The 17,465-nt window shown below is 68.1% G+C and carries 17 protein-coding genes; 5 read left to right on the top strand and 12 right to left on the bottom strand.

The window, feature by feature from the left end:
- Window positions 1-9: 9 nt before the first annotated feature.
- Both AC1DR7_RS15070 and AC1DR7_RS15065 read right to left on the bottom strand, forming a co-directional pair.
- Complete coding sequence (locus AC1DR7_RS15070; RefSeq protein WP_457319265.1) at window positions 10-678, bottom strand: SMI1/KNR4 family protein; 669 nt, start codon at window positions 676-678, stop codon at window positions 10-12.
- A gap of 70 nt (window positions 679-748) precedes the next feature.
- The gene (locus AC1DR7_RS15065) at window positions 749-1,639 is read right to left on the bottom strand and encodes a LysR family transcriptional regulator (RefSeq protein ID WP_478076541.1); all 891 of its coding nucleotides are present in this window, start codon (window positions 1,637-1,639) and stop codon (window positions 749-751) included.
- A 107-nt stretch (window positions 1,640-1,746) separates the two neighbouring features.
- On the opposite strand from AC1DR7_RS15065, the gene AC1DR7_RS15060 reads away from it, so the two are divergent.
- Window positions 1,747-2,802 carry an NAD(P)-dependent alcohol dehydrogenase gene (locus AC1DR7_RS15060; protein WP_478076540.1) on the top strand — a complete coding sequence of 352 codons (1,056 nt, stop codon included), beginning with the start codon at window positions 1,747-1,749 and terminating at the stop codon, window positions 2,800-2,802.
- 443 nt (window positions 2,803-3,245) lie between these two features.
- Here the strand turns inward: AC1DR7_RS15060 and AC1DR7_RS15055 are convergent, their stop codons facing one another.
- Complete coding sequence (locus AC1DR7_RS15055; RefSeq protein WP_478051486.1) at window positions 3,246-4,760, bottom strand: acetyl-CoA hydrolase/transferase family protein; 1,515 nt, start codon at window positions 4,758-4,760, stop codon at window positions 3,246-3,248.
- A 372-nt stretch (window positions 4,761-5,132) separates the two neighbouring features.
- On the opposite strand from AC1DR7_RS15055, the gene glnE reads away from it, so the two are divergent.
- Window positions 5,133-7,955 (top strand): bifunctional [glutamate--ammonia ligase]-adenylyl-L-tyrosine phosphorylase/[glutamate--ammonia-ligase] adenylyltransferase, encoded by a 2,823-nt coding sequence (gene glnE, locus AC1DR7_RS15050; RefSeq protein ID WP_457318633.1) that lies wholly within the window; start codon window positions 5,133-5,135, stop codon window positions 7,953-7,955.
- A 250-nt stretch (window positions 7,956-8,205) separates the two neighbouring features.
- On the opposite strand, the gene AC1DR7_RS15045 is transcribed toward glnE, so the two are convergent.
- From AC1DR7_RS15045 to AC1DR7_RS15020, 6 genes are all read right to left on the bottom strand, one after another.
- Complete coding sequence (locus AC1DR7_RS15045) at window positions 8,206-8,691, bottom strand: queuosine precursor transporter (protein ID WP_256775177.1); 486 nt, start codon at window positions 8,689-8,691, stop codon at window positions 8,206-8,208.
- A 144-nt stretch (window positions 8,692-8,835) separates the two neighbouring features.
- Window positions 8,836-9,360, bottom strand: a complete 525-nt coding sequence (locus tag AC1DR7_RS15040) for a hypothetical protein (RefSeq protein ID WP_457318632.1) — start codon at window positions 9,358-9,360, stop codon at window positions 8,836-8,838.
- Between the two features lie 43 nt (window positions 9,361-9,403).
- Window positions 9,404-9,931: a hypothetical protein gene (locus AC1DR7_RS15035; protein WP_457318631.1), complete on the bottom strand. Its 528-nt coding sequence runs from the start codon at window positions 9,929-9,931 to the stop codon at window positions 9,404-9,406.
- 64 nt (window positions 9,932-9,995) lie between these two features.
- Entirely contained in the window at window positions 9,996-10,859 is an 864-nt protein-coding gene (locus AC1DR7_RS15030) for a DUF2145 domain-containing protein (RefSeq protein ID WP_457318630.1), read from the bottom strand.
- 51 nt (window positions 10,860-10,910) lie between these two features.
- Window positions 10,911-11,132 (bottom strand): hypothetical protein, encoded by a 222-nt coding sequence (locus AC1DR7_RS15025; RefSeq protein WP_457318629.1) that lies wholly within the window; start codon window positions 11,130-11,132, stop codon window positions 10,911-10,913.
- 76 nt (window positions 11,133-11,208) lie between these two features.
- Entirely contained in the window at window positions 11,209-12,180 is a 972-nt protein-coding gene (locus tag AC1DR7_RS15020) for a mitochondrial fission ELM1 family protein (protein WP_478052919.1), read from the bottom strand.
- A 128-nt stretch (window positions 12,181-12,308) separates the two neighbouring features.
- On the opposite strand from AC1DR7_RS15020, the gene AC1DR7_RS15015 reads away from it, so the two are divergent.
- The 3 genes from AC1DR7_RS15015 (at window position 12,309) to AC1DR7_RS15005 (ending at window position 15,036) form a co-directional block, all read left to right on the top strand.
- On the top strand, window positions 12,309-12,899 hold the full coding sequence (locus tag AC1DR7_RS15015; RefSeq protein ID WP_457318627.1) for a malonic semialdehyde reductase: 591 nt from the start codon (window positions 12,309-12,311) through the stop codon (window positions 12,897-12,899).
- A gap of 88 nt (window positions 12,900-12,987) precedes the next feature.
- A complete protein-coding gene (locus tag AC1DR7_RS15010) occupies window positions 12,988-13,698 on the top strand; it encodes a YceI family protein (RefSeq protein WP_478076539.1) in 711 nt (236 codons plus the stop codon).
- A 516-nt stretch (window positions 13,699-14,214) separates the two neighbouring features.
- Window positions 14,215-15,036 (top strand): hypothetical protein, encoded by an 822-nt coding sequence (locus AC1DR7_RS15005; protein WP_457318625.1) that lies wholly within the window; start codon window positions 14,215-14,217, stop codon window positions 15,034-15,036.
- Between the two features lie 67 nt (window positions 15,037-15,103).
- Here AC1DR7_RS15005 and AC1DR7_RS15000 read toward each other — a convergent pair whose 3' ends face one another.
- From AC1DR7_RS15000 to AC1DR7_RS14990, 3 genes are all read right to left on the bottom strand, one after another.
- On the bottom strand, window positions 15,104-15,541 hold the full coding sequence (locus AC1DR7_RS15000; RefSeq protein ID WP_256775079.1) for a hypothetical protein: 438 nt from the start codon (window positions 15,539-15,541) through the stop codon (window positions 15,104-15,106).
- A 58-nt stretch (window positions 15,542-15,599) separates the two neighbouring features.
- Window positions 15,600-16,397, bottom strand: coding sequence for a siderophore-interacting protein (locus AC1DR7_RS14995; protein ID WP_457318624.1), 798 nt, complete (start codon window positions 16,395-16,397; stop codon window positions 15,600-15,602).
- Between the two features lie 103 nt (window positions 16,398-16,500).
- Window positions 16,501-17,004 carry a PadR family transcriptional regulator gene (locus tag AC1DR7_RS14990; RefSeq protein WP_256775081.1) on the bottom strand — a complete coding sequence of 168 codons (504 nt, stop codon included), beginning with the start codon at window positions 17,002-17,004 and terminating at the stop codon, window positions 16,501-16,503.
- Window positions 17,005-17,465: the final 461 nt, after the last annotated feature.

The raw sequence follows: 17,465 nt of genomic DNA, 5'->3' as shown, positions 1-17,465 counted from the left end.
GAGTAACCGTCATGCCGGCACATAGCTGAAGCGGGTATCGATGCCCTCGAAGCCGATGACGCGATCGATCAACGCGGTGGCGGCATCCTCGCCCACACCACCGGCCAGGATCGCAGGATCGGCATACAGCGCCTCCAGCGCCTGCACCTGCGTGGCGTGCAGATAGGCGCGATGCGAGTCCAGCCAGCGCTGCAGGTTGTCGGCGATATCGCCTTCTTCCAGCAGGCTGCCATCGAGGTCGGCTACCGCATCGACCATCATCCGGAAGATGAAATCCTGGAGGTTGGATGCCAGCAGGTCCACGCGGTCATCGTCGTGCCAGAGCAGCACCACGCGCGGCTCGCCCGGTGCACCCGGATCGTGCCAGAAGCAGTAGTAGTCGCCCGCGCCGGTGCTGCCGAAGGGCAACAGCTGCAGGCCCTCGCGCAGGCGCACGTGGCTGTCTGCATCGGTGAACTGTTCGGCGTGGCCCACGATATCGGCCGGCGCGATCAGTTCGAACTCGCGCGCATACAACAGCAACGGCGGGCGCGCACGCAGGGTCGGATACACGCTGGTGATCCAGCCGTGGCAGAACGTGCCCCAGTCCAGCATGCGGTCGCGATGCAGCTGGTGGTACAGCGCGGGAAACGCCTGCCCGAGCTGCTGTTGGATGTCGGCGGGCGTCTGTACGGTCATTGTCACGGTGCATCCGGTGGGGCGGGCAAGCGTGCCATCGGCAGCGTCACCTCGGCAACCGCCACGCACATCACGCCGTCGCCCGCACCATATCCACGAATGCGCGCAGCGCAGAAGACATCTGCCGCTGGCGCGGGTAATACAGCACGAAGCCGGGGAAGGGTTCGGCCCAGTCTTCCAGCACCGCCACCAGGCGTCCATCATCAAGATATGGGCGCGCCGAATCCTCCAGCACGTACGCCAGGCCAAGGCCGTCGATCACCGCCTGCAGGATGGTGTGCTGGTCGCCCAGGGTGAGCCGGCCGGGCACGTCCACCTCCAACTCCTGGCCATCGCGTTCGAACTGCCACTTGTAGAGGTGACCGCTGGCGAAGCGGAAGCGCACGCACTCGTGCTGGGCCAGCTCGCGCGGATGACGCGGTGCCGGCCGGCGTTGCAGATAGGACGGCGACCCCACGATCAGGCCACGCAGTGGCGGCCCCAGCGGCACGGCCACCATGTCTTCGGGCACGGACTCGTGCAGGCGCACGCCGGCATCGAAGCCGCTGGCGACGATATCCACCAGACCATCGTCCTGGGCCAGCTCGATGCGCACGTCCGGGTGCGCCTGCAGGAAGCGCGCCAGGCGTGGGCCCAACTGGGTCTGCACGGCGGCGCGGGTGGCATTGATGCGCAGCAGGCCGGCCGGGGCCGCGCGGAAGTGGTTCATCTCTTCCAACGCGTCGTGCACCTGCTCCAGCGCCGGCTGCAGGCGCTCGAGCAGGCGCTGGCCGGCCTCGGTCAGGGCCACGCTGCGGGTAGTACGGTGGAACAGTCCCACCCCGAGCCGCTCTTCCAGCGCGCGGATCGCATAGCTCACCGCCGAGGTCGACAGCGCCAGCTCGGCGCCGGCGCGGCGAAAGTTGYGGTGCCGGGCCACGGCGGCGAACGCGGCCAGGTGGGTCAGGTTGTCAGTGGCCACGATTGTGCAGTCTGCCTTGATGAATCATGCCGATATATTGACTGTATACGCACAGGGTGCGGGCGTATTGTAAAGCGCCTTTCTACAAAACCTGCCAAGGATTCCCTATGTCCCTCGCCCATGGTTATGCCGTCCACGACCAGACCGCACCGCTGGTACCGTTCTCCTTCGAGCGCCGCCCGGTCGCTGCCGGCGATGTCCGCATCCAGATCCTGTACAGCGGCATCTGCCACTCCGACCTGCACCAGGCCCGCGACGACTGGGGCAATTCCAAGTTCCCGATGGTGCCCGGCCACGAGATCATCGGCCGGGTGACCGAGGTCGGCGCCGGCGTCACCRACTTCAAGGTCGGCGATTTCGCCGGCGTCGGCTGCATGGTCGATTCCTGCCGCCATTGCGCGGCCTGCGATGAAGACCTGGAGCAGTACTGCGAGAAGGGGGCCAGTTACACCTACAACAGCACCGAGCGCGACGGCCAGCCGACCTTCGGCGGTTACTCCGACCACATCGTGGTGGAGCAGCGCTTCGTGGTGAAGGTGTCCGAGAAGCTGGACCTGAAGGCCGCCGCGCCGCTGCTGTGCGCCGGCATCACCACCTACTCGCCGCTGCGCCACTGGAAGGTGGGCCCCGGCCAGAAGGTCGGCATCATCGGTCTGGGTGGCCTGGGCCACATGGGCGTGAAGTTCGCCAAGGCGATGGGCGCCACCGTGGTGATGATCACCACCACCCCGGAGAAGGGTGCCGATGCCAAGCGTCTGGGTGCCGATGAGGTGCTGGTCTCGCGCGATCCGGCGCAGATGCAGGCGCACGCCGGCAGTTTCGATTTCCTGCTCAACACCATTCCGGTCAGCCACGACACCAACCCGTACATGGGCCTGCTCAAGCGCGATGCGACGATGTGCCTGGTCGGCGTGCTGACCGAGCTGGATCCGCCGCTGATGGGCGCTGCGATGATGTTCGGTCGCAAGCACATCACCGGTTCGGCGATTGGTGGCATGGCCGAAACGCAGGAGATGATGGACTTCTGTGCCGAGCACAACATCGTCAGCGACGTGGAAGTGATCGACATCAAGACCGTCAACGAGGCCTGGGAGCGCATGGCGAAGAACGACGTGCGCTACCGCTTCGTGATCGACATGGCCACGCTGGAAAAGGCGGCCTGATTCTTCCGCACTTGCATGAAGAAAACCCCGGCAATGCCGGGGTTTTTTTGTTCTTCTGCCAATGCCGGGGAGCATCAAGTTGCAAGGGCCGCGGCAGATGGGGGCCGGTGGTGCGCCGTGGTTGGATCGTCCTGGCGCCGCAGTGATCTGGCCTGTCTTCGATCCAGGTCTGTCGCGAGCGTCAGGGCCCCGTCGCAGCCGGAAGCCAGGCTTTTCTGGTGCGGGTCGGTGGGTCGGGCGCTGGGCGCCCATGCCCTTGGRGGCGAAATAAAGGGGGAGGTGGCGGCCGCAGGCCGACGCCGGAGGACATTCGCCGGAAAGGGCATCGGGGCCCAACGCCCGACCCACCAACGGCCTGAAAAGCGTCATGGCACGTTTCTGCTTGCCCCGCATATGGGCGAAGCGCCTTGAAAAAGGCCGGGCATCTGCCCGGCCTTCCTGCTTCACGCCTTCATCGTCCCGGTGTCCAACCACCGCTGATGCCAGGACAGCGCCTCCGGCAGCAGGTGCGGGGTGTGCTTGCCATAACTGTCACGGCTGGCGCGGTCGAAATAATCGTTGAGCTGGTCGCGAAAATCCGGGTGCGCACAATTGTCGATCACTACCCGCGCGCGCTTGCGCGGCGTCAACCCGCGCAGATCGGCCAGGCCCTGCTCGGTCACGATCACCGACACATCGTGCTCGGTGTGGTCCACGTGGCTCACCATCGGCACGATCGCCGAGATGCTGCCGTTCTTGGCCGTCGACGGGCTCAGGAATGCCGACAGGAACCCGTTGCGCGCGAAGTCGCCCGAGCCGCCGATGCCGTTCATGATCCGGCTGCCCATCACGTGGGTGGAATTGACGTTGCCGTACAGATCCGCCTCGATCATCCCGTTCATGCCGATGCAGCCCAGGCGGCGCACCAGTTCGGGATGGTTAGAAATTTCCTGCGTGCGCATGATGATGCGCTCGCGGTAGAAATCGATGTTCGCCTTGAACGCCTCGTTGGCCGGCGGGCTCAACGCGAAACCGGTGCACGAGGCATAGCTCAGCACGCCATCACGCAGCAGGTCGAGCATGCCGTCCTGGATCACCTCGGTGAACGCAGCCAGGTCGCGGAAGCCGCTCCTGGCCAATCCCGCCAGCACCGCATTGGGAATGTTGCCCACGCCGCTCTGCAGCGGCAGCAGGTTGGCCGGCAGTCGGCCCTTGGCGACTTCGTGCTTGAGGAAGTCGATCAGGTATTGGGCAATCTGCTCGCTGGTCGCATCGATCGGACTGAACGGGCTGTTGCGGTCCGGGCCGTTGGTGCGCACCACCGCCACGATCTTGTCCGGGTCGCAGCGCAGCGAGGTTTCGCCGATGCGGTCGTTGGCGTGCACCAGCGGGATCGGCTTGCGGTGCGGCGGCAGCGCGGTGCCGTAGTAGATGTCATGCATGCCATCCACGCCGGCCGGCTGCCACGCGTTGACCTCGATGATCACCTTCTTGGCCAGGTCCAGCCAGGTCTTGTTGTTGCCCACCGACGTGGACGGTACCAGTGAGCCGTCCTCGCGGATCGCCGACACCTCCACCACCGCCGTATCGATCTCGCCATAGAACCCGAACCACACGTGCTGGGCCACATGGCTGAGGTGGATGTCGATGTAATCCAGCTTGCCCTCGTTGATGCGGTTGCGCGCATCCGGGTCGCTCTGGAAAGGCATGCGCATGGCGATGCCGTCGGCCTTGGCCAGCGCGCCATCCAGCTCCGGCGCGGTCGAGGCCCCGGTCATCAGGCTGATCTGGAAAGGCAGGCCCTGGGCGTGCACGGTCTCGATGCGCTGGGCCAGCGCGACCGGCACCGCCTTGGGGTAACCGGAGCCGGTGAATCCGCTCATGGCGACGGTTTCACCGGGCTGAATCAGCGCGGCGGCGGCTTCGGCGGATACAACGCGGTCACGCAGACGCGCGTCGGCAATGCGATCGACAGACATGACGACAACGTTTTTGGGGGGATCTGCATTATCGGCGATCCACACAGCGCCGGGGGTGCGACCAAGGTGGGATGGCAATCGCGCTATTGCAGGTCCCTGTTCAGTTTTGCAAGGACTTCTGTACCCGCAAGTATTGTTTTGCAGTGCAGCGTGCAACTTCTTCGCCGACCCTAGAAGATCGACCTGCATCCCGACGTGGGGGAGGGAGCAGAGCCCGCTGGCAGTTCGCTGCAAGCGGGCTTTTTTATGTCTCGCCTCCGGAGAATCGGAGCGCCGCCCGGTCTGATGCGTCGACGCGCGCGGGCATGAACGCCCAACCGGTGAACCTGCTTTATCGCCCGGTGCGCCATGCATGCCCTGCATAATCCCCGCATGCCGATTCCCGCCGACGCCGTCCCCGCCACCCTCGTCCCTCTGGTTGACCGCGCCCTGGCGCGCCTGGCCCTGTCGCTCAACGAGGGCGGCCATTGGCCTCCTTCGGCAGACGTGCTCGATCAGGTGCGTCTGCTGGCCATCACCAGCGATTTCGCCATCGACACCCTGTGCCGCCAGCCGGCACTGCTGTCGCAGCTGACCCTGCCGGGCTGCCCGCCGCTGCCACTGCCCACGCTGGATCCGCAGCAACCCAGCGAGTGGCAGCAGCGCCTGCGTCGCTATCGCACCGCCGCCTCCACCCGGCTGATCTGGCGCGATCTGGCCAGATTGGACGACGTGCCGGCCACGCTGGCCGGCGCCACCGCCCTGGCCGAAGACTGCCTGGGCATCGGCCTGGCCGCGCTCGAACAGGAATTCGCCGGTCGTCACGGTGTGGTCCGCGCCGGCGATGGCAGCGCGCAGCAGCTGGTGGTGTTCGGGCTGGGCAAGCTCGGTGGTGGCGAACTCAACTTCAGCTCCGACGTCGACCTGGTCTACGCCTACCCGCAGGGCGGCGAGTCCGACGGCGCCCGCCCGCTCGCCGCCGAGGAATATTTCGCCCGGCTCGGCCAGCGCCTGGCCAAGCTGCTGGATGAAACCACCGTGGACGGCTTCAGCCACCGCGTCGACCTGCGCCTGCGCCCGTTCGGCAATGCCGGCCGGGTGGCGCTGTCGTTCGCCGGCATGGACCAGTATTTCCAGCGCGAAGGCCGCGATTGGGAGCGCTACGCCTGGCTCAAGGCGCGCGCGGTGGCCGGCGACATCGCCGCCGGTGAAGTGTGGCTGCAGACCCTGCGCCCGTTCGTGTACCGCCGCTACCTCGACTTCACCGCACTTGATGGCCTGCGCGAGATGAAAGCGGCGATCACCGCCGAGGTCTCGCGCCGCGACATGTTCGATGACATCAAGCGCGGCCCCGGCGGTATCCGCGAGATCGAATTCCTGTCGCAGGCCCTGCAGCTCATCCGCGGCGGCCGCGAAGCCAGCCTGCGCGAGCGTCGCCTGCTGCATGCACTGCCGGCGCTGGTGGCCTGCGGGCAGATGGCCGCGCAGGATGGTGACGACCTGCTCCACGCCTATGCCCACCTGCGGCGGCTGGAAAACCGCCTGCAGATGCTGCGCGACGCGCAGACCCACGCCCTGCCCACCGACCCGATCGACCGCCTGCGCATCGCCACCGGGTTGGGGTATGCCGACTGGGATGCGCTGCTCGCCGCGCTCGATGTGCAGCGCCATCGCGTCAGCACCGAGTTCGCCGCGTTGCTGGCCCCGCGCAAGGGCCAGGCCGCCCCGGATGCGCTGGCCAACTATTGGCGCGGCCTGCCCGACAACGGCAGTGCCGAGGTGCTGGCCGACGCCGGCTTCCACGACCCGCACAGTGCCGACCAGTCGCTGCGCGATTTCGCCCAGTCACTCGGGGTGAAGTCGCTGTCGGACAGCGCGCGCGCGCGGCTCGATCGCGTGCTGCCAGCACTGCTGCACGCCGCCACCCGCTCACCGCATCCCGATGCCGCACTCAAGCGCGTGCTCGGCCTGCTGCAGGCGGTCCTGCGCCGCACCAGCTATCTGGCGCTGCTGGACGAACAACCCAGCGCGCTGGCCCGCCTGGTCGACGTGCTCGCGCGCAGCGCGCTGCTGGCCGAGCGACTGGCCGCGTATCCCTTGCTGCTCGACGAACTGCTCGACGTGCGCGTGTCCGGGCCGATGCCCGATGCCACCGGCATGCAGGCCGAGTGCGATGCCGCCTTGGCCATCGACGACCCCGAAGCGGCGCTGCGCATGCTCAACGAAACCCGCCTGGCACTCAGCTTCCGCATGGCCCTGGCCACGCTGGATGGCCGCCAGCGCGCGGTGGATACCACCCGTCAGCTGGCCGAACTGGCGCAGGCCGTGGTGGTCACCGCATTGGCCCTGGTGCAGGCGGACCTGCAGCGCGCGCACGGCGTCATCCCCGGCGGGCGCTTTGCGATCATCGGCTACGGCAGCCTCGGCGGGCTGGAGCTGGGCTTCGGTTCGGACCTGGATCTGGTGTTCCTGTACGACCACCCGGCCGACCAGGACAGCAGCGACGGCGCGCGCCCGCTGGATCCCGGCCGCTGGTACGCGCGCCTGGCGCAGAAGGTGATGGCCCTGCTCGGCGCGGTCACCGCCGCCGGCCGCCTGTACGACATCGACGTGCGCCTGCGCCCCGATGGCGGCAAGGGCGCGTTGGTGTCCTCGCTGGCCAGCTATACCGACTACCAGCGCGAGCGCGCCTGGACCTGGGAACACCAGGCGCTGGTGCGCGCGCGCGGCATCGCCGGTGACGCCTCGCTGCTGGCCGATTTCGAACGCGTCCGCGTCGACACGCTGGCCCGCCCGCGCGACAACGCCGTGCTCTACGCCGACGTGCTCAAGATGCGCGCACGCATGCGCACCGAACTGGACCGCAGCGATGCCGCACGGCTGGACCTCAAGCAGGGCGCAGGCGGCATCGTCGACCTCGAATTCCTGCTGCAGACCGGCGTGCTCGACCGTGCCGGCACGCACCCGCATACGGTGCAACCGCGCGACACCCCCAGCCTGATCGACGCCCTGGCCGACATCGCCTGGCTACCCGACGGCACCCGCAGCGGCCTGCACGACGCGCACGCCGCGTTGCTGGACGTCGGCCTGGCCTGCACCCTCGACCGCCGCCCGCGCCTGGCCGCGCCAACCCCGGCACTGGAAGAAGCGCGCGCGGTGATCAGCGCCGCCTGCGACGCGGCCGGCCTGCCGTTCCAGGCCGCATCCGCAGGGTAGAGCCACCCCATGGGTGGCTGCACGCACCAAGCCGGGTAGAGCCACCCCATGGGTGGCTGCTTTTCGCCCCGCACCGCGAAGCCACCCATGGGGTGGCTCTACCTCGAGGCACCTCGAAGGCACCCGTGCGGCGGCGTGGCCTATCGGCACCTCGAAGGCACCCGTGCGGCGGAGTGGCCTATCGGCACCGCGAAGGCACCCGTGCGGCGGAGTGGCCTATCGGCACCGCGAAGCCACCCATCGGGTGGCGCTACGCCGTACGCGGCGCCATCTTCCACAGCAACGCGCGGAACGGGGCCAGCAGGAACACCCCGATGGCCAGCTTCACCGCCAGATCGCCCGCGGCCCAGCTCACCCACGGCAGGCTGGAGCCGGCAAACGCGATGCTCCAGAAGATCGTCGTATCCAGCGTCGCGCTGCAGGTCGTGGCCACCATCGGCGCACGCCACCAGTGCCCGCGGCGCAGCCGGTCGAACACGGTGATGTCCAGCAGCTGAGCGGCGATGAAGGCCAGGCACGAGGCCACCGCAATGCGCGGCGTGGCGATCCAGATCGACAGCAGCACCGCCAACGCGAAACCGGCCCAGGCCACCTTGCGCGCGGCCTGCGGCCCGAAGCGGCGGTTGATCAGGTTGCTCACCAGGAACGCCACCGGATAGCTGAAGGCGCCCCAGGTCAGCCAATCGTTGATCGGGTACTGCACCAGCACGTTGCTGCCCAGCACCACCACGCCCATGGCCAGCACCGCCAGCAGCAGCGACGGCGCGGTCAACGGGGCAAAGGCAATGGCAGGACGCTCAGACACGGCGCACCAGGGAGGTCAGGGAAGCGGCGGATTATCCGGGCTTGGGCGGGCCGGGGCCAGCCCAGGCCGGTTCATCTAGAAGCGTTCGCTCATGCTGGAGGCCGCCGCGCCGGTGGTCGGCAGGAACGCCAGTGCCGTGCCATGGGCGTTGGCCACCGTCCAGCCGGCACCGGCCGGGGTCGGGATGAATTCCAGCACGTCGCCGGTCTTCACGCCTGCGGCCGGGTTGTCGGCGCGTGCCGGCCATTCCACCACCGCCAGTTCCTCCGGCGCCTGCGGGTTCTTCAGGTCCACCCGGTAGCTGCCGTCGGCCTGGTGCGCCACGCGCGCCACGGTCAGCGGCGGCAGCGGGCCGGCCTTCTTCGCTTCGGCCCGGGCCATGCGGTTGTGCGGCATGGAGGCGTCATGCAGCTCGCTCACCCCCAGCGCACTCAGCCACACCGGCGCGGTAATCACCGCCAGGCTGACCACCGAAGTGGTCAGCACACTGCTGGTCACCGGCGAGGCGTGGCTCAGGTTCTGTGCCGTGGCGGGCAGGGCGGTGGCCATCAACGCCAGCGCCAGCAGCGACGCGCGCGCAACGGGTCCAATACGTTTCATGCAGCCGCGCCTTTCGCCCTGCAACCCGATTGCCGGACACCGCCTACCACTGCGCGCTCGGTTCGCTGTTCTGGGCCACGGTCGCATCGGTGGGCAGGAACGCCAGCGCCGCGCCATCGGTCGTGGCCACGGTCCAGCCGGCGCCACCCTGGGAGGGCGTAAAGGCCAGCACGTCGCCCACCTTCACCGCGTCTACCGGGTTATCGGCGCGCGCCGGCCAGGCCAGCACCGCCAGATCGTCCGGCGCCTGCGGATTCTGCAGTGCCAGTTGCACGCCCCCTTCGGCGGTGCGTTCCACCTTCTCCACGGTCAGCGGCGGCAGCGGCCCGGCTTTTTTCGCCTCGGCACGCGCGCGGCTGCGTCGGGCCGAACCGTCACTGGCCTTGCTCAAGCCGGCCGAAACCAGCCAGATCGGCGCGGTCACCACCACCACGCTCATCACCGAGGTGACGATGACGCTGCTGGCCACCGGGTGCTGCTGGCTCAGTTCCTCTGCCGAGGCGGGCAGGCTGGCGGCGCACAGCGCAACAGCCAGCAAGGGTGAAACGGCCAGTCGGGAAATCCGTGTCATGGGCAACTCCTGCGTACGTCGAAATGGGGGGCAGTATGCCTGCACCGTCTCCGGTGCAGCGGTCTCACGGCTTGGGCGCGGCAATGCCGTCCACGGGCACGTGCGCAATCGGCAACTCCATCTGCAGGCCCTTCTGCTGCTGCACGAAGTCGAACACCGACTCCACCGTCACCACCGAATAGTTGCCGGAGATGCGCTCGCTGGCCGGGTGGTCGGTAACGGCGGCATTGGGCACGAAGAACCGCGCGCCCAGGCGCTTGCCCACGCCGATGTGCAGCGTGCTGGGCCGGTACTGGTGGTCCTTCAGCCACGCCTGCACCTGGGTGCGGTTGACGATCAAGGTGTTGTCTTCGAGTTGGGCCATGGCCGCGGCCAGCACTTCGAGCACCCACTGGTTGGAGTTCTGGTAGTCGGTGCTGAAGGGGTAAGCCACCACGCTGTAGCGCGCCTCGTGCAGGGCGCGCGCCTGGATCGCCGGCTTGGTCAGCATTGTCTTGAGTGCAGCGCGCAGCGCAGGCGCCGGCACGCCGATGCGCAGATCGGTATGCGCGGACGTTTCACCGATGAAGGTGCCCACGCCCTCGCGGAACAGATGGGATGCATCGGTCTTGCACGGATTGAGCAGGTGCACCGCGCGCCACTGGCCATCCTCTTCGCGCAGCAGGAAGGCCACATGGCTGTGGCGCAGGCCGTACTTGCTCAGGTCCTGGCCGCCACGCGCGATCAGCACGACGTCCACATCCCCCAGCGCATCCAGCGTCTCGGTGGTGGCCAGCGCCACGTCGAACATCGAGGCCAGGGCGGCCGGTGTCGGATAGCGCTCCACGCACTGCGGCTCGGCCTGCGCGCTCGCCACCGCACCCAGCAATACACCGCACAGCACGAAGCGGCGCAGGCGTTTGATCAGCGGGCGAGGGGCATCATCCATGGCGTGTGTTCTCCAGCGGCACCGTGCCGCCGGCGCATCATAGCGCCGCGATCAGCGTGCCGGCTCGCCGCGTCGCATTTCCCGTTCACAGTCGTCGCTGATCGGGACAATCGGCAGTGGCCGGCGATCGCCTTTGCGGTCGCGCAGTGCGGGCTGTTCGCGCGCGGCATCCACCTGCTGCTGGCAATGCCACGACAGCGGGTCGTGCACGGTGTCCATGCTCGAACAGGCGGTCAGCAGCAGGGCCGATGCCGACAACATCCAGATGCGCATCGGTGTTCTCCATTCCTTGAGGGCCGCCGAATCTACCGTCATCCTGGCGTGGTGGAAAGCGCGTCCCCTGCCGCCGTCATCCGGCAATGCCCAAGCGCACGCGCACCTGTTCGGCCACGCGCGCAGTGTCGCGCAGCGGCTCGATCCGCCCTGCGGTCTGCCACTCCAGCCAACGCGGCTGCAGTCGCCCGCGTTCGCGCAGGGCCTGCTGGAACTGCGCCAGCCGACCCTGCGCCTGCGCGGCCAAGGCCACTGCCACGGGCATCCGCGTAGCGCAGGCCTCCGACAGCAGGTTCACCGAATCGGGCGACACCACCACCCGGTTGGCCCAGCCGAGCAACCCGGCGTACGGGTTGACGCCGTCGCCGCCATCGCCCCAGATCACGTGCGGCAGATCGGCGAATGCACTGCGCAGCGCGCCCACCAACGCCGGTGGCGTGCGCCGCGAGGTGGTCGCCAGCAGGCTGCCGCTTTCGGCACGCAGTTGCGCGGCCACCTGCTGGAAGACCTGCACCATGTCCGGCTCGTGCCACGGCGCGTGCGGGGTAGGGCCGCCCACCAGCAGCGCGGTGCGCGGGCCGGGCAGGGCACCGAACGCGGCAAATGCGGCACGCCCGCAGGCCAGCCAGTCGTCGTTGACCGGGTTGAGGCTGCCCAGCAGGGTCAGCACGTTCTCGCCGCGCAGGGTGTCGTGCTCGGGCACCACCAGCAGGTCCCAATGGCGCGCGCCGATGCGCGGGTCCAGGATCTGCACCACCTTGCTGCCGCGTCGGCGCAGCTCGCGCAGCGCCCCGGCCGCCTGGCGGCCACAGCCGATGGCCAGCTCCGGCGGGGCGGCGGCCAGTGCCGCAAAGGCATCGCCATAGCCGTGTGCGGCGCCCGGCAAGGCGCGCGGCGCCAGCCAGCGCCACGGCGCGCGCGGGGCCAGGACCAGCGGGTGATGCGCCCCCAGTTTCAACGCAGACGCCAGCGCCACGGCCTGCCGCACATTGCCGGCACGGCCGTCAGTGATCGTCCAGGGCGGACTCCATCGTTTCACGTATGGCATTAATTCGTTTCAGTCAGGCTGGGTGTTGCAACTGTCGCGACACTCTACACTGCCAGCCTTCGCCGATCGCGCCGTTGCCCGTCACCGGTGGCGATGCCGCCACGGTTCCCCTTTCAACAGGAGGCTTCATGTCCAACGTACTCAACGATGCTGCGCTCGACCAGTTGTTCCGTACCGCCCGCACCCAGAACGCCTTCCTCGACAAGCCGGTGGAAGAAAGCCAGCTCAAGGCGCTGTACGAGCTGCTGAAGTGGGGCCCCACCGCCGCCAATGGCAGCCCGGCGCGCTTCGTGTTCGTGACCTCCCCCGATGCCAAGGCCAAGCTGGGCCCGGCGCTGTCCGAAGGCAACCATGACAAGACCCTGGCCGCCCCGGTTACGGTGATCGTCGCCTTCGACGAAGACTTCCACGAAAAGCTGCCCTACCTGTTCCCGCATGCCGACGCCAAGTCCTGGTTCGACGGCCCGCGCGAAGGTCGCACCGAGTCGGCGTTCCGCAACGGCAGCCTGCAGGGCGCCTACCTGATCCTGGCCGCCCGCGCGCTGGGCCTGGATGCCGGCCCGATGTCCGGCTTCGACAATGCCAAGGTCGACGAAGCCTTCTTCAAGGGCACCGCGATCAAGTCGAATTTCCTCGTCAATCTGGGGTACGGTGACCCTTCGGGCCTGTTCCCGCGGCTGCCTCGCCTGAGCTTCGACGAAGCGGCCCGCATCGAATAAGCGTTCCCGCCGGACCCTGGCCCGTCCGCGCGGACGGGCTGTTTGCCTCACCTTCTTCTTTTCCCTTCGCTTTCGAGAGAGACCTGACATGACCATGACCCGCAAACTGCTGTTGCCGCTGGCCCTGACCCTGGCCATCGCCGCCKGCTCCAAGCCGGCCGACGACGCCGCCGCCCCGGCCGCCGATGCCGCTACTGCCCCGGCCGCTGCCACCACCACCACCCCGGCTGCCGATGCCGCCGCGGCTGCCCCGGCCGCTGCCGCCATCCAGATCGCCTCGGGCACCTACAAGCTCGACCCGTCGCACACCGACGTGCTGGTCCAGTGGAGCCACTTCGGCTTCTCGCACCCGACCGCCCACTTCGGCGCAGCCGAAGGCACCCTGGTGTACGACGCGGCCGACGTGACCAAGTCCACCGTGGAAGTGAAGCTGCCGCTGAGCGGCCTCAACAGCTTCACTGCCAAGTTCGACGAGCACCTCAAGAGCGCCGATTTCTTCGACGCCGCCAAGTTCCCGGCCGCCACCTTCAAGAGCACCAAGGTTGAAGCCAACGGCACCAACAAGCTCACCGTCACGGGCGATCTGACCATCAAGGACGTCACCAAGCCGGTGACCCTGGATGTCACCATCAACGGCGGCGGCGAGCACCCGATGGCCAAGGTCCCGGCCGCCGGCTTCGATGCCACCACCACCATCAAGCGCAGCGATTTCGGCGTCGGCGCGTATGCCCCGAACGTCAGCGACGAAGTGAACATCCGCATCACCACCGAAGCCACCGGCGAAAAGCCGGCTGCGTAATCGGTCGTTGATGTAGAAACAGCAGAAAGCCCGCCGAAAGGCGGGCTTTTTGTTTGTGCGCGACGGGTCCAACGCGTCGCCGGCGCCGGTGTCGGCGTCATGCGCGTGCCCTGGCCGCCCCGCCCGGCCCCGTACTCGACGACCCGGGCCCCAACCCCGTGTTCGATGACCATACCCGCCCGGTAGAGCCACGCCATGCGTGGCTGCTCTCCGCGCGCACCGTCCGCCTCACGGCAGCCACGCATGGCGTGGCTCTACCGGGGGCACACCGTTTGCCTCGCGCCAGCCACGCATGGCGTGGCTCTACCGGGTGCACACCGTTTGCCTCACGTCAGCCACGCATGGCGTGGCTCTACCGGATGCACACCGTCTGCCTCGCGCCAGCCACGCATGGCGTGGCTCTACCGGATGCACACCGTCTGCCTCGCGTCAGCCACGCACGGCGTGGCTCTACCTCGCGTATCTGCATCTCGTACACTTCCTCGCTTCGCGCGCCCCCGCGCAAAGGAGCACCCCGTGCAAGACGCACAGTATTGGATGATGGAATTCTGGACCGGCCTCAGCCTGTTCGACCTGATCGGCGGCACCGTGCTCGGTGCGCTCATCGGTCTGCTGCTCGGCATCGCCACCTGGCTGGCCATGTACCGCCGCGGCTGGCTGGCGCGCCGTCACCGCTGGCACCACTGGACCGTGGCCACCTACGTGGTGGTGCTGCCACTGCTGTTCGGTTTCACCGGCCTGCAACTGGGCTTTACCGCGGGCGCGCAGCGCGCGCTGTACAAGCAGATCGACCACTTCCAGCCGCACCTGCAGACGCTGGTCGCCAGCTGGCTGGTCGATTTCGAACAGTCCCTCGACGATCCCGCGTTGGCCACGCTCATGCGCAGCGATGGCACCGTGCACGAGGTAACCCGCCAGGTTGTGGACGAGTACCTCGCCGACCACCCGCTCCCCGGCGCCGGCTACCTGCAGGGCGAGGGCACGATCCAGCGCTGGACCCGCCGCGGTGTCGGCCATGTGCGCAGCGCGTTGATGTCGCAGTGGGTGGAAGACAGCCTCTCCAGTGAAGCGGCCGGCTACAGCGGCGTGGACAAAAAAGTCTTCCGCGAAGCGCTCGGCATGCGCATGAACGAACTGCTGCACACCCAAGGCGCGATCCGCCTGCTCAAGGCGCAGCTCACCAGCCTGATGCCCGGTATCTACCTTGGCCTGCTGCTGCCGCTCTTGATCGTCATGGCGCTGGTCCTGCTGGAAATCGGGCTGGCCCGGCGATACGGCTGGCGCCGCACCCCCGTAGAGCCGACCGTTGGTCGGCTGCWCTCCGAACCGRCTGCGTGAACCGCAACGTCAACCGCAACGTCAACCGCAACGTCAACGGCAGCCGACCAACGGTCGGCTCTACGGGTCAGCCTGCGGCAACCGTCGCTGCCACCTTGCCCAACCACCCGGTAGCAAAATCCGTCGGCAGCCGCCGCGTTGGCGCGGTCAACCCGCTGTCACGCAGAAACGCATGCGTGGCCTGCGCAAAACCCTGCCGCGCGATCAGCGCCGCCTGCTTCACAGCCGCCTGCTGCTTGCGCAGCTGCACGATCTGCAGGCTCGGCTTACCCGGCGCGGCAAACTTCTGGTAACGGCGCAGCTCATCGGCCACGAGCGCGATATCCGCGTTGGCCTGCAGCAGCGCCAGCTGCGCCTGTGCCAGCGGCACCAACGCCGTGCGCAGCGGTGCGACATTGCCGCCCACCGAAGGCGCCACCGCGTTCAAGGCCGTATCCAACGCGGGGTCGGCACGCTCGGCGCGGTCGATCAGGTCGGTCAGCGCCGAAGAAGAAACTGCTTGCATGGAAAAGCACCGGCCCAAAACGCGATTGTCGCATCCGCAGCCGGTGCCCGTCGCGGGCTCAGTCGCCGTCGTGCTCGTCGGCGTGGGCCTTCCAGTAGCCGGTCGAGCGGATCCAGTCCTTGGGCACGCCCAGGTGCCCCTCGATGTACTTGCGCATCATCCGCGCCCGGCGCGACTCGGTGGCGATCCAGTAGAACGTATCGCCCTCCGGTTCCTCGAAATCGGTCAGCACATCCTCCAGCAGCGTGCTGCTCACCGCATCGAAGCCGTTGCGCTCCAGCCACGACACCCGGATCCGGTCGTCCTCGGGCAGCTCCTGGCGGTCGGCCGAGTCGGGGATTTCGATATACACATCAGCCTGCGCGCCGTCCGGCAGCGTCTCCAGCCAGCGGCCGATCGCCGGCAGCGCGGTCTCATCGCCGATCAGCACATAGGTATCGAAATCCGGCGCCGTCACGTGCGAGCCACGCGGCCCACCCACGGCAATCGCGTCGCCCGGCTGCGCATTGGCCGCCCAGCTCGAGGCCACGCCATGCCCGTGCAGGACGAAATCCAGCGCGAGCTCACAGGTGTCCAGGTCCCACCAGCGCGGGGTGTAATCGCGCGACGGTGAGGGCGTCTGCCCTTCCGGGTAGCGCGGGCCCTCGGCGGTCATCGTCGGCACCACGAACTGCCCCTCCGCATTGGGGAAGAACAGCTTCACGTGGTCGTCCGGCGACAGCGACACAAAGCCTTCCAGTGCCGGCCCGCCCACGATCACCCGACGCATGCACGGGCTGATCTCCTCGGTGCGCAGCACCTGCAGGGGGCGGAACTTCACGGTATGACGTACCAGCTTGTTTTCATGCAAAGCCATGGGGAACACCTGTCAGCAAATGCGCCGCAGTGCGGCGTAGGGGGATGACCTGGCTGGCCGGGGCTGGCTGGGTCGAATGCATTGAAAAAACGGGGAGGGCATCTCAGCGTCCTTGCCCACGGATCACCGCGGCCGCCTCGCGCAGCGCCTGCGCCACGCTGGCCGCGTTGTCCTCGTTCCAGCGGCCGTGGCACAGGGCCAGCGCATGCTTCAACTCGCGCAGGCCATCGCGCACGCTCGGCGGCAGGTTGGCCTTGGTGATCGTGCGCGCGCTGGCCCGCACCCGCTGCAGCGCCGCGTCCACCTCCTCGCGCTGCGCGGCCAGCTCGGCCAGGCCCAGCGCACTGAGCTGGTAGCGCTTGCGCCCACCGTCCTCGACCGCGCCCACCCAACCGGCCGCCTCGAACTGCGCCAGCACCGGGTAGATCGAGCCCGCACTGGGCGTATACACCCGCACGAACATGTCGCTGATCAGCTGGATCAGCTCATAGCCATGCCGCGGCTGCTCACCCAGCAGCGCCAACACCAGCAAACGCAGATCGCCGCGGCTGAGGGGCCGGGCGGTCAACGGGCGGGCAGGGCGATCGAGGTCACGCGGAGCGGTCATTTCGATATATCGAATGAAGTGACGGAACGATATATCGAAATCATGACCACATCCACCCTCGGAGACAACACGGCAGGGATGCGTTCAGGTCCATAGACCCAGGTCGAATGGCCCGGCCAACTGCCCAACCCAACCCAACCCAACCCGCGCGCCCCTATCTCTCCACCCACTCATCACCCGCTGGCGCCCGCGCCACCAAGCGGCCGATCCTCACTGCGGCATAAACCCATGATCGCGCGACGCACGCGTAACTGCGCGACCCGCCAGAAATCACGCGACCCACCCACGACCCCGCGCCTCACCCGTAAACCGCGCGTTCCCCCGCGATCACGCGACCCACCCGTAACCCCGCGTTGCCCCCGCGATCACGCGACCCACCCGCGATCACGCGACCCACCCGCGATCACGCGACCCACCCGCGATCACGCGACCCACCCACGATCACGCGACCCTCCCACGAC

The organism is Stenotrophomonas sp. P5_A9 (assembly GCF_056400525.1).
This window is presented reverse-complemented; position numbering and strand designations above follow the sequence as displayed.

Coding starts and splice junctions, on each gene's coding strand:
- AC1DR7_RS15070 (WP_457319265.1), bottom strand. CDS start 678: ATGACCGTACAGACGCCCGCCGACATCCAACAGCAGCTCGGGCAGGCG.
- AC1DR7_RS15055 (WP_478051486.1), bottom strand. CDS start 4,760: ATGTCTGTCGATCGCATTGCCGACGCGCGTCTGCGTGACCGCGTTGTA.
- glnE (WP_457318633.1), top strand. CDS start 5,133: ATGCCGATTCCCGCCGACGCCGTCCCCGCCACCCTCGTCCCTCTGGTT.
- AC1DR7_RS15045 (WP_256775177.1), bottom strand. CDS start 8,691: ATGGGCGTGGTGGTGCTGGGCAGCAACGTGCTGGTGCAGTACCCGATC.
- AC1DR7_RS15040 (WP_457318632.1), bottom strand. CDS start 9,360: ATGAAACGTATTGGACCCGTTGCGCGCGCGTCGCTGCTGGCGCTGGCG.
- AC1DR7_RS15035 (WP_457318631.1), bottom strand. CDS start 9,931: ATGACACGGATTTCCCGACTGGCCGTTTCACCCTTGCTGGCTGTTGCG.
- AC1DR7_RS15030 (WP_457318630.1), bottom strand. CDS start 10,859: ATGGATGATGCCCCTCGCCCGCTGATCAAACGCCTGCGCCGCTTCGTG.
- AC1DR7_RS15025 (WP_457318629.1), bottom strand. CDS start 11,132: ATGCGCATCTGGATGTTGTCGGCATCGGCCCTGCTGCTGACCGCCTGT.
- AC1DR7_RS15020 (WP_478052919.1), bottom strand. CDS start 12,180: ATGCCATACGTGAAACGATGGAGTCCGCCCTGGACGATCACTGACGGC.
- AC1DR7_RS15015 (WP_457318627.1), top strand. CDS start 12,309: ATGTCCAACGTACTCAACGATGCTGCGCTCGACCAGTTGTTCCGTACC.
- AC1DR7_RS15000 (WP_256775079.1), bottom strand. CDS start 15,541: ATGCAAGCAGTTTCTTCTTCGGCGCTGACCGACCTGATCGACCGCGCC.
- AC1DR7_RS14995 (WP_457318624.1), bottom strand. CDS start 16,397: ATGGCTTTGCATGAAAACAAGCTGGTACGTCATACCGTGAAGTTCCGC.
- AC1DR7_RS14990 (WP_256775081.1), bottom strand. CDS start 17,004: ATGACCGCTCCGCGTGACCTCGATCGCCCTGCCCGCCCGTTGACCGCC.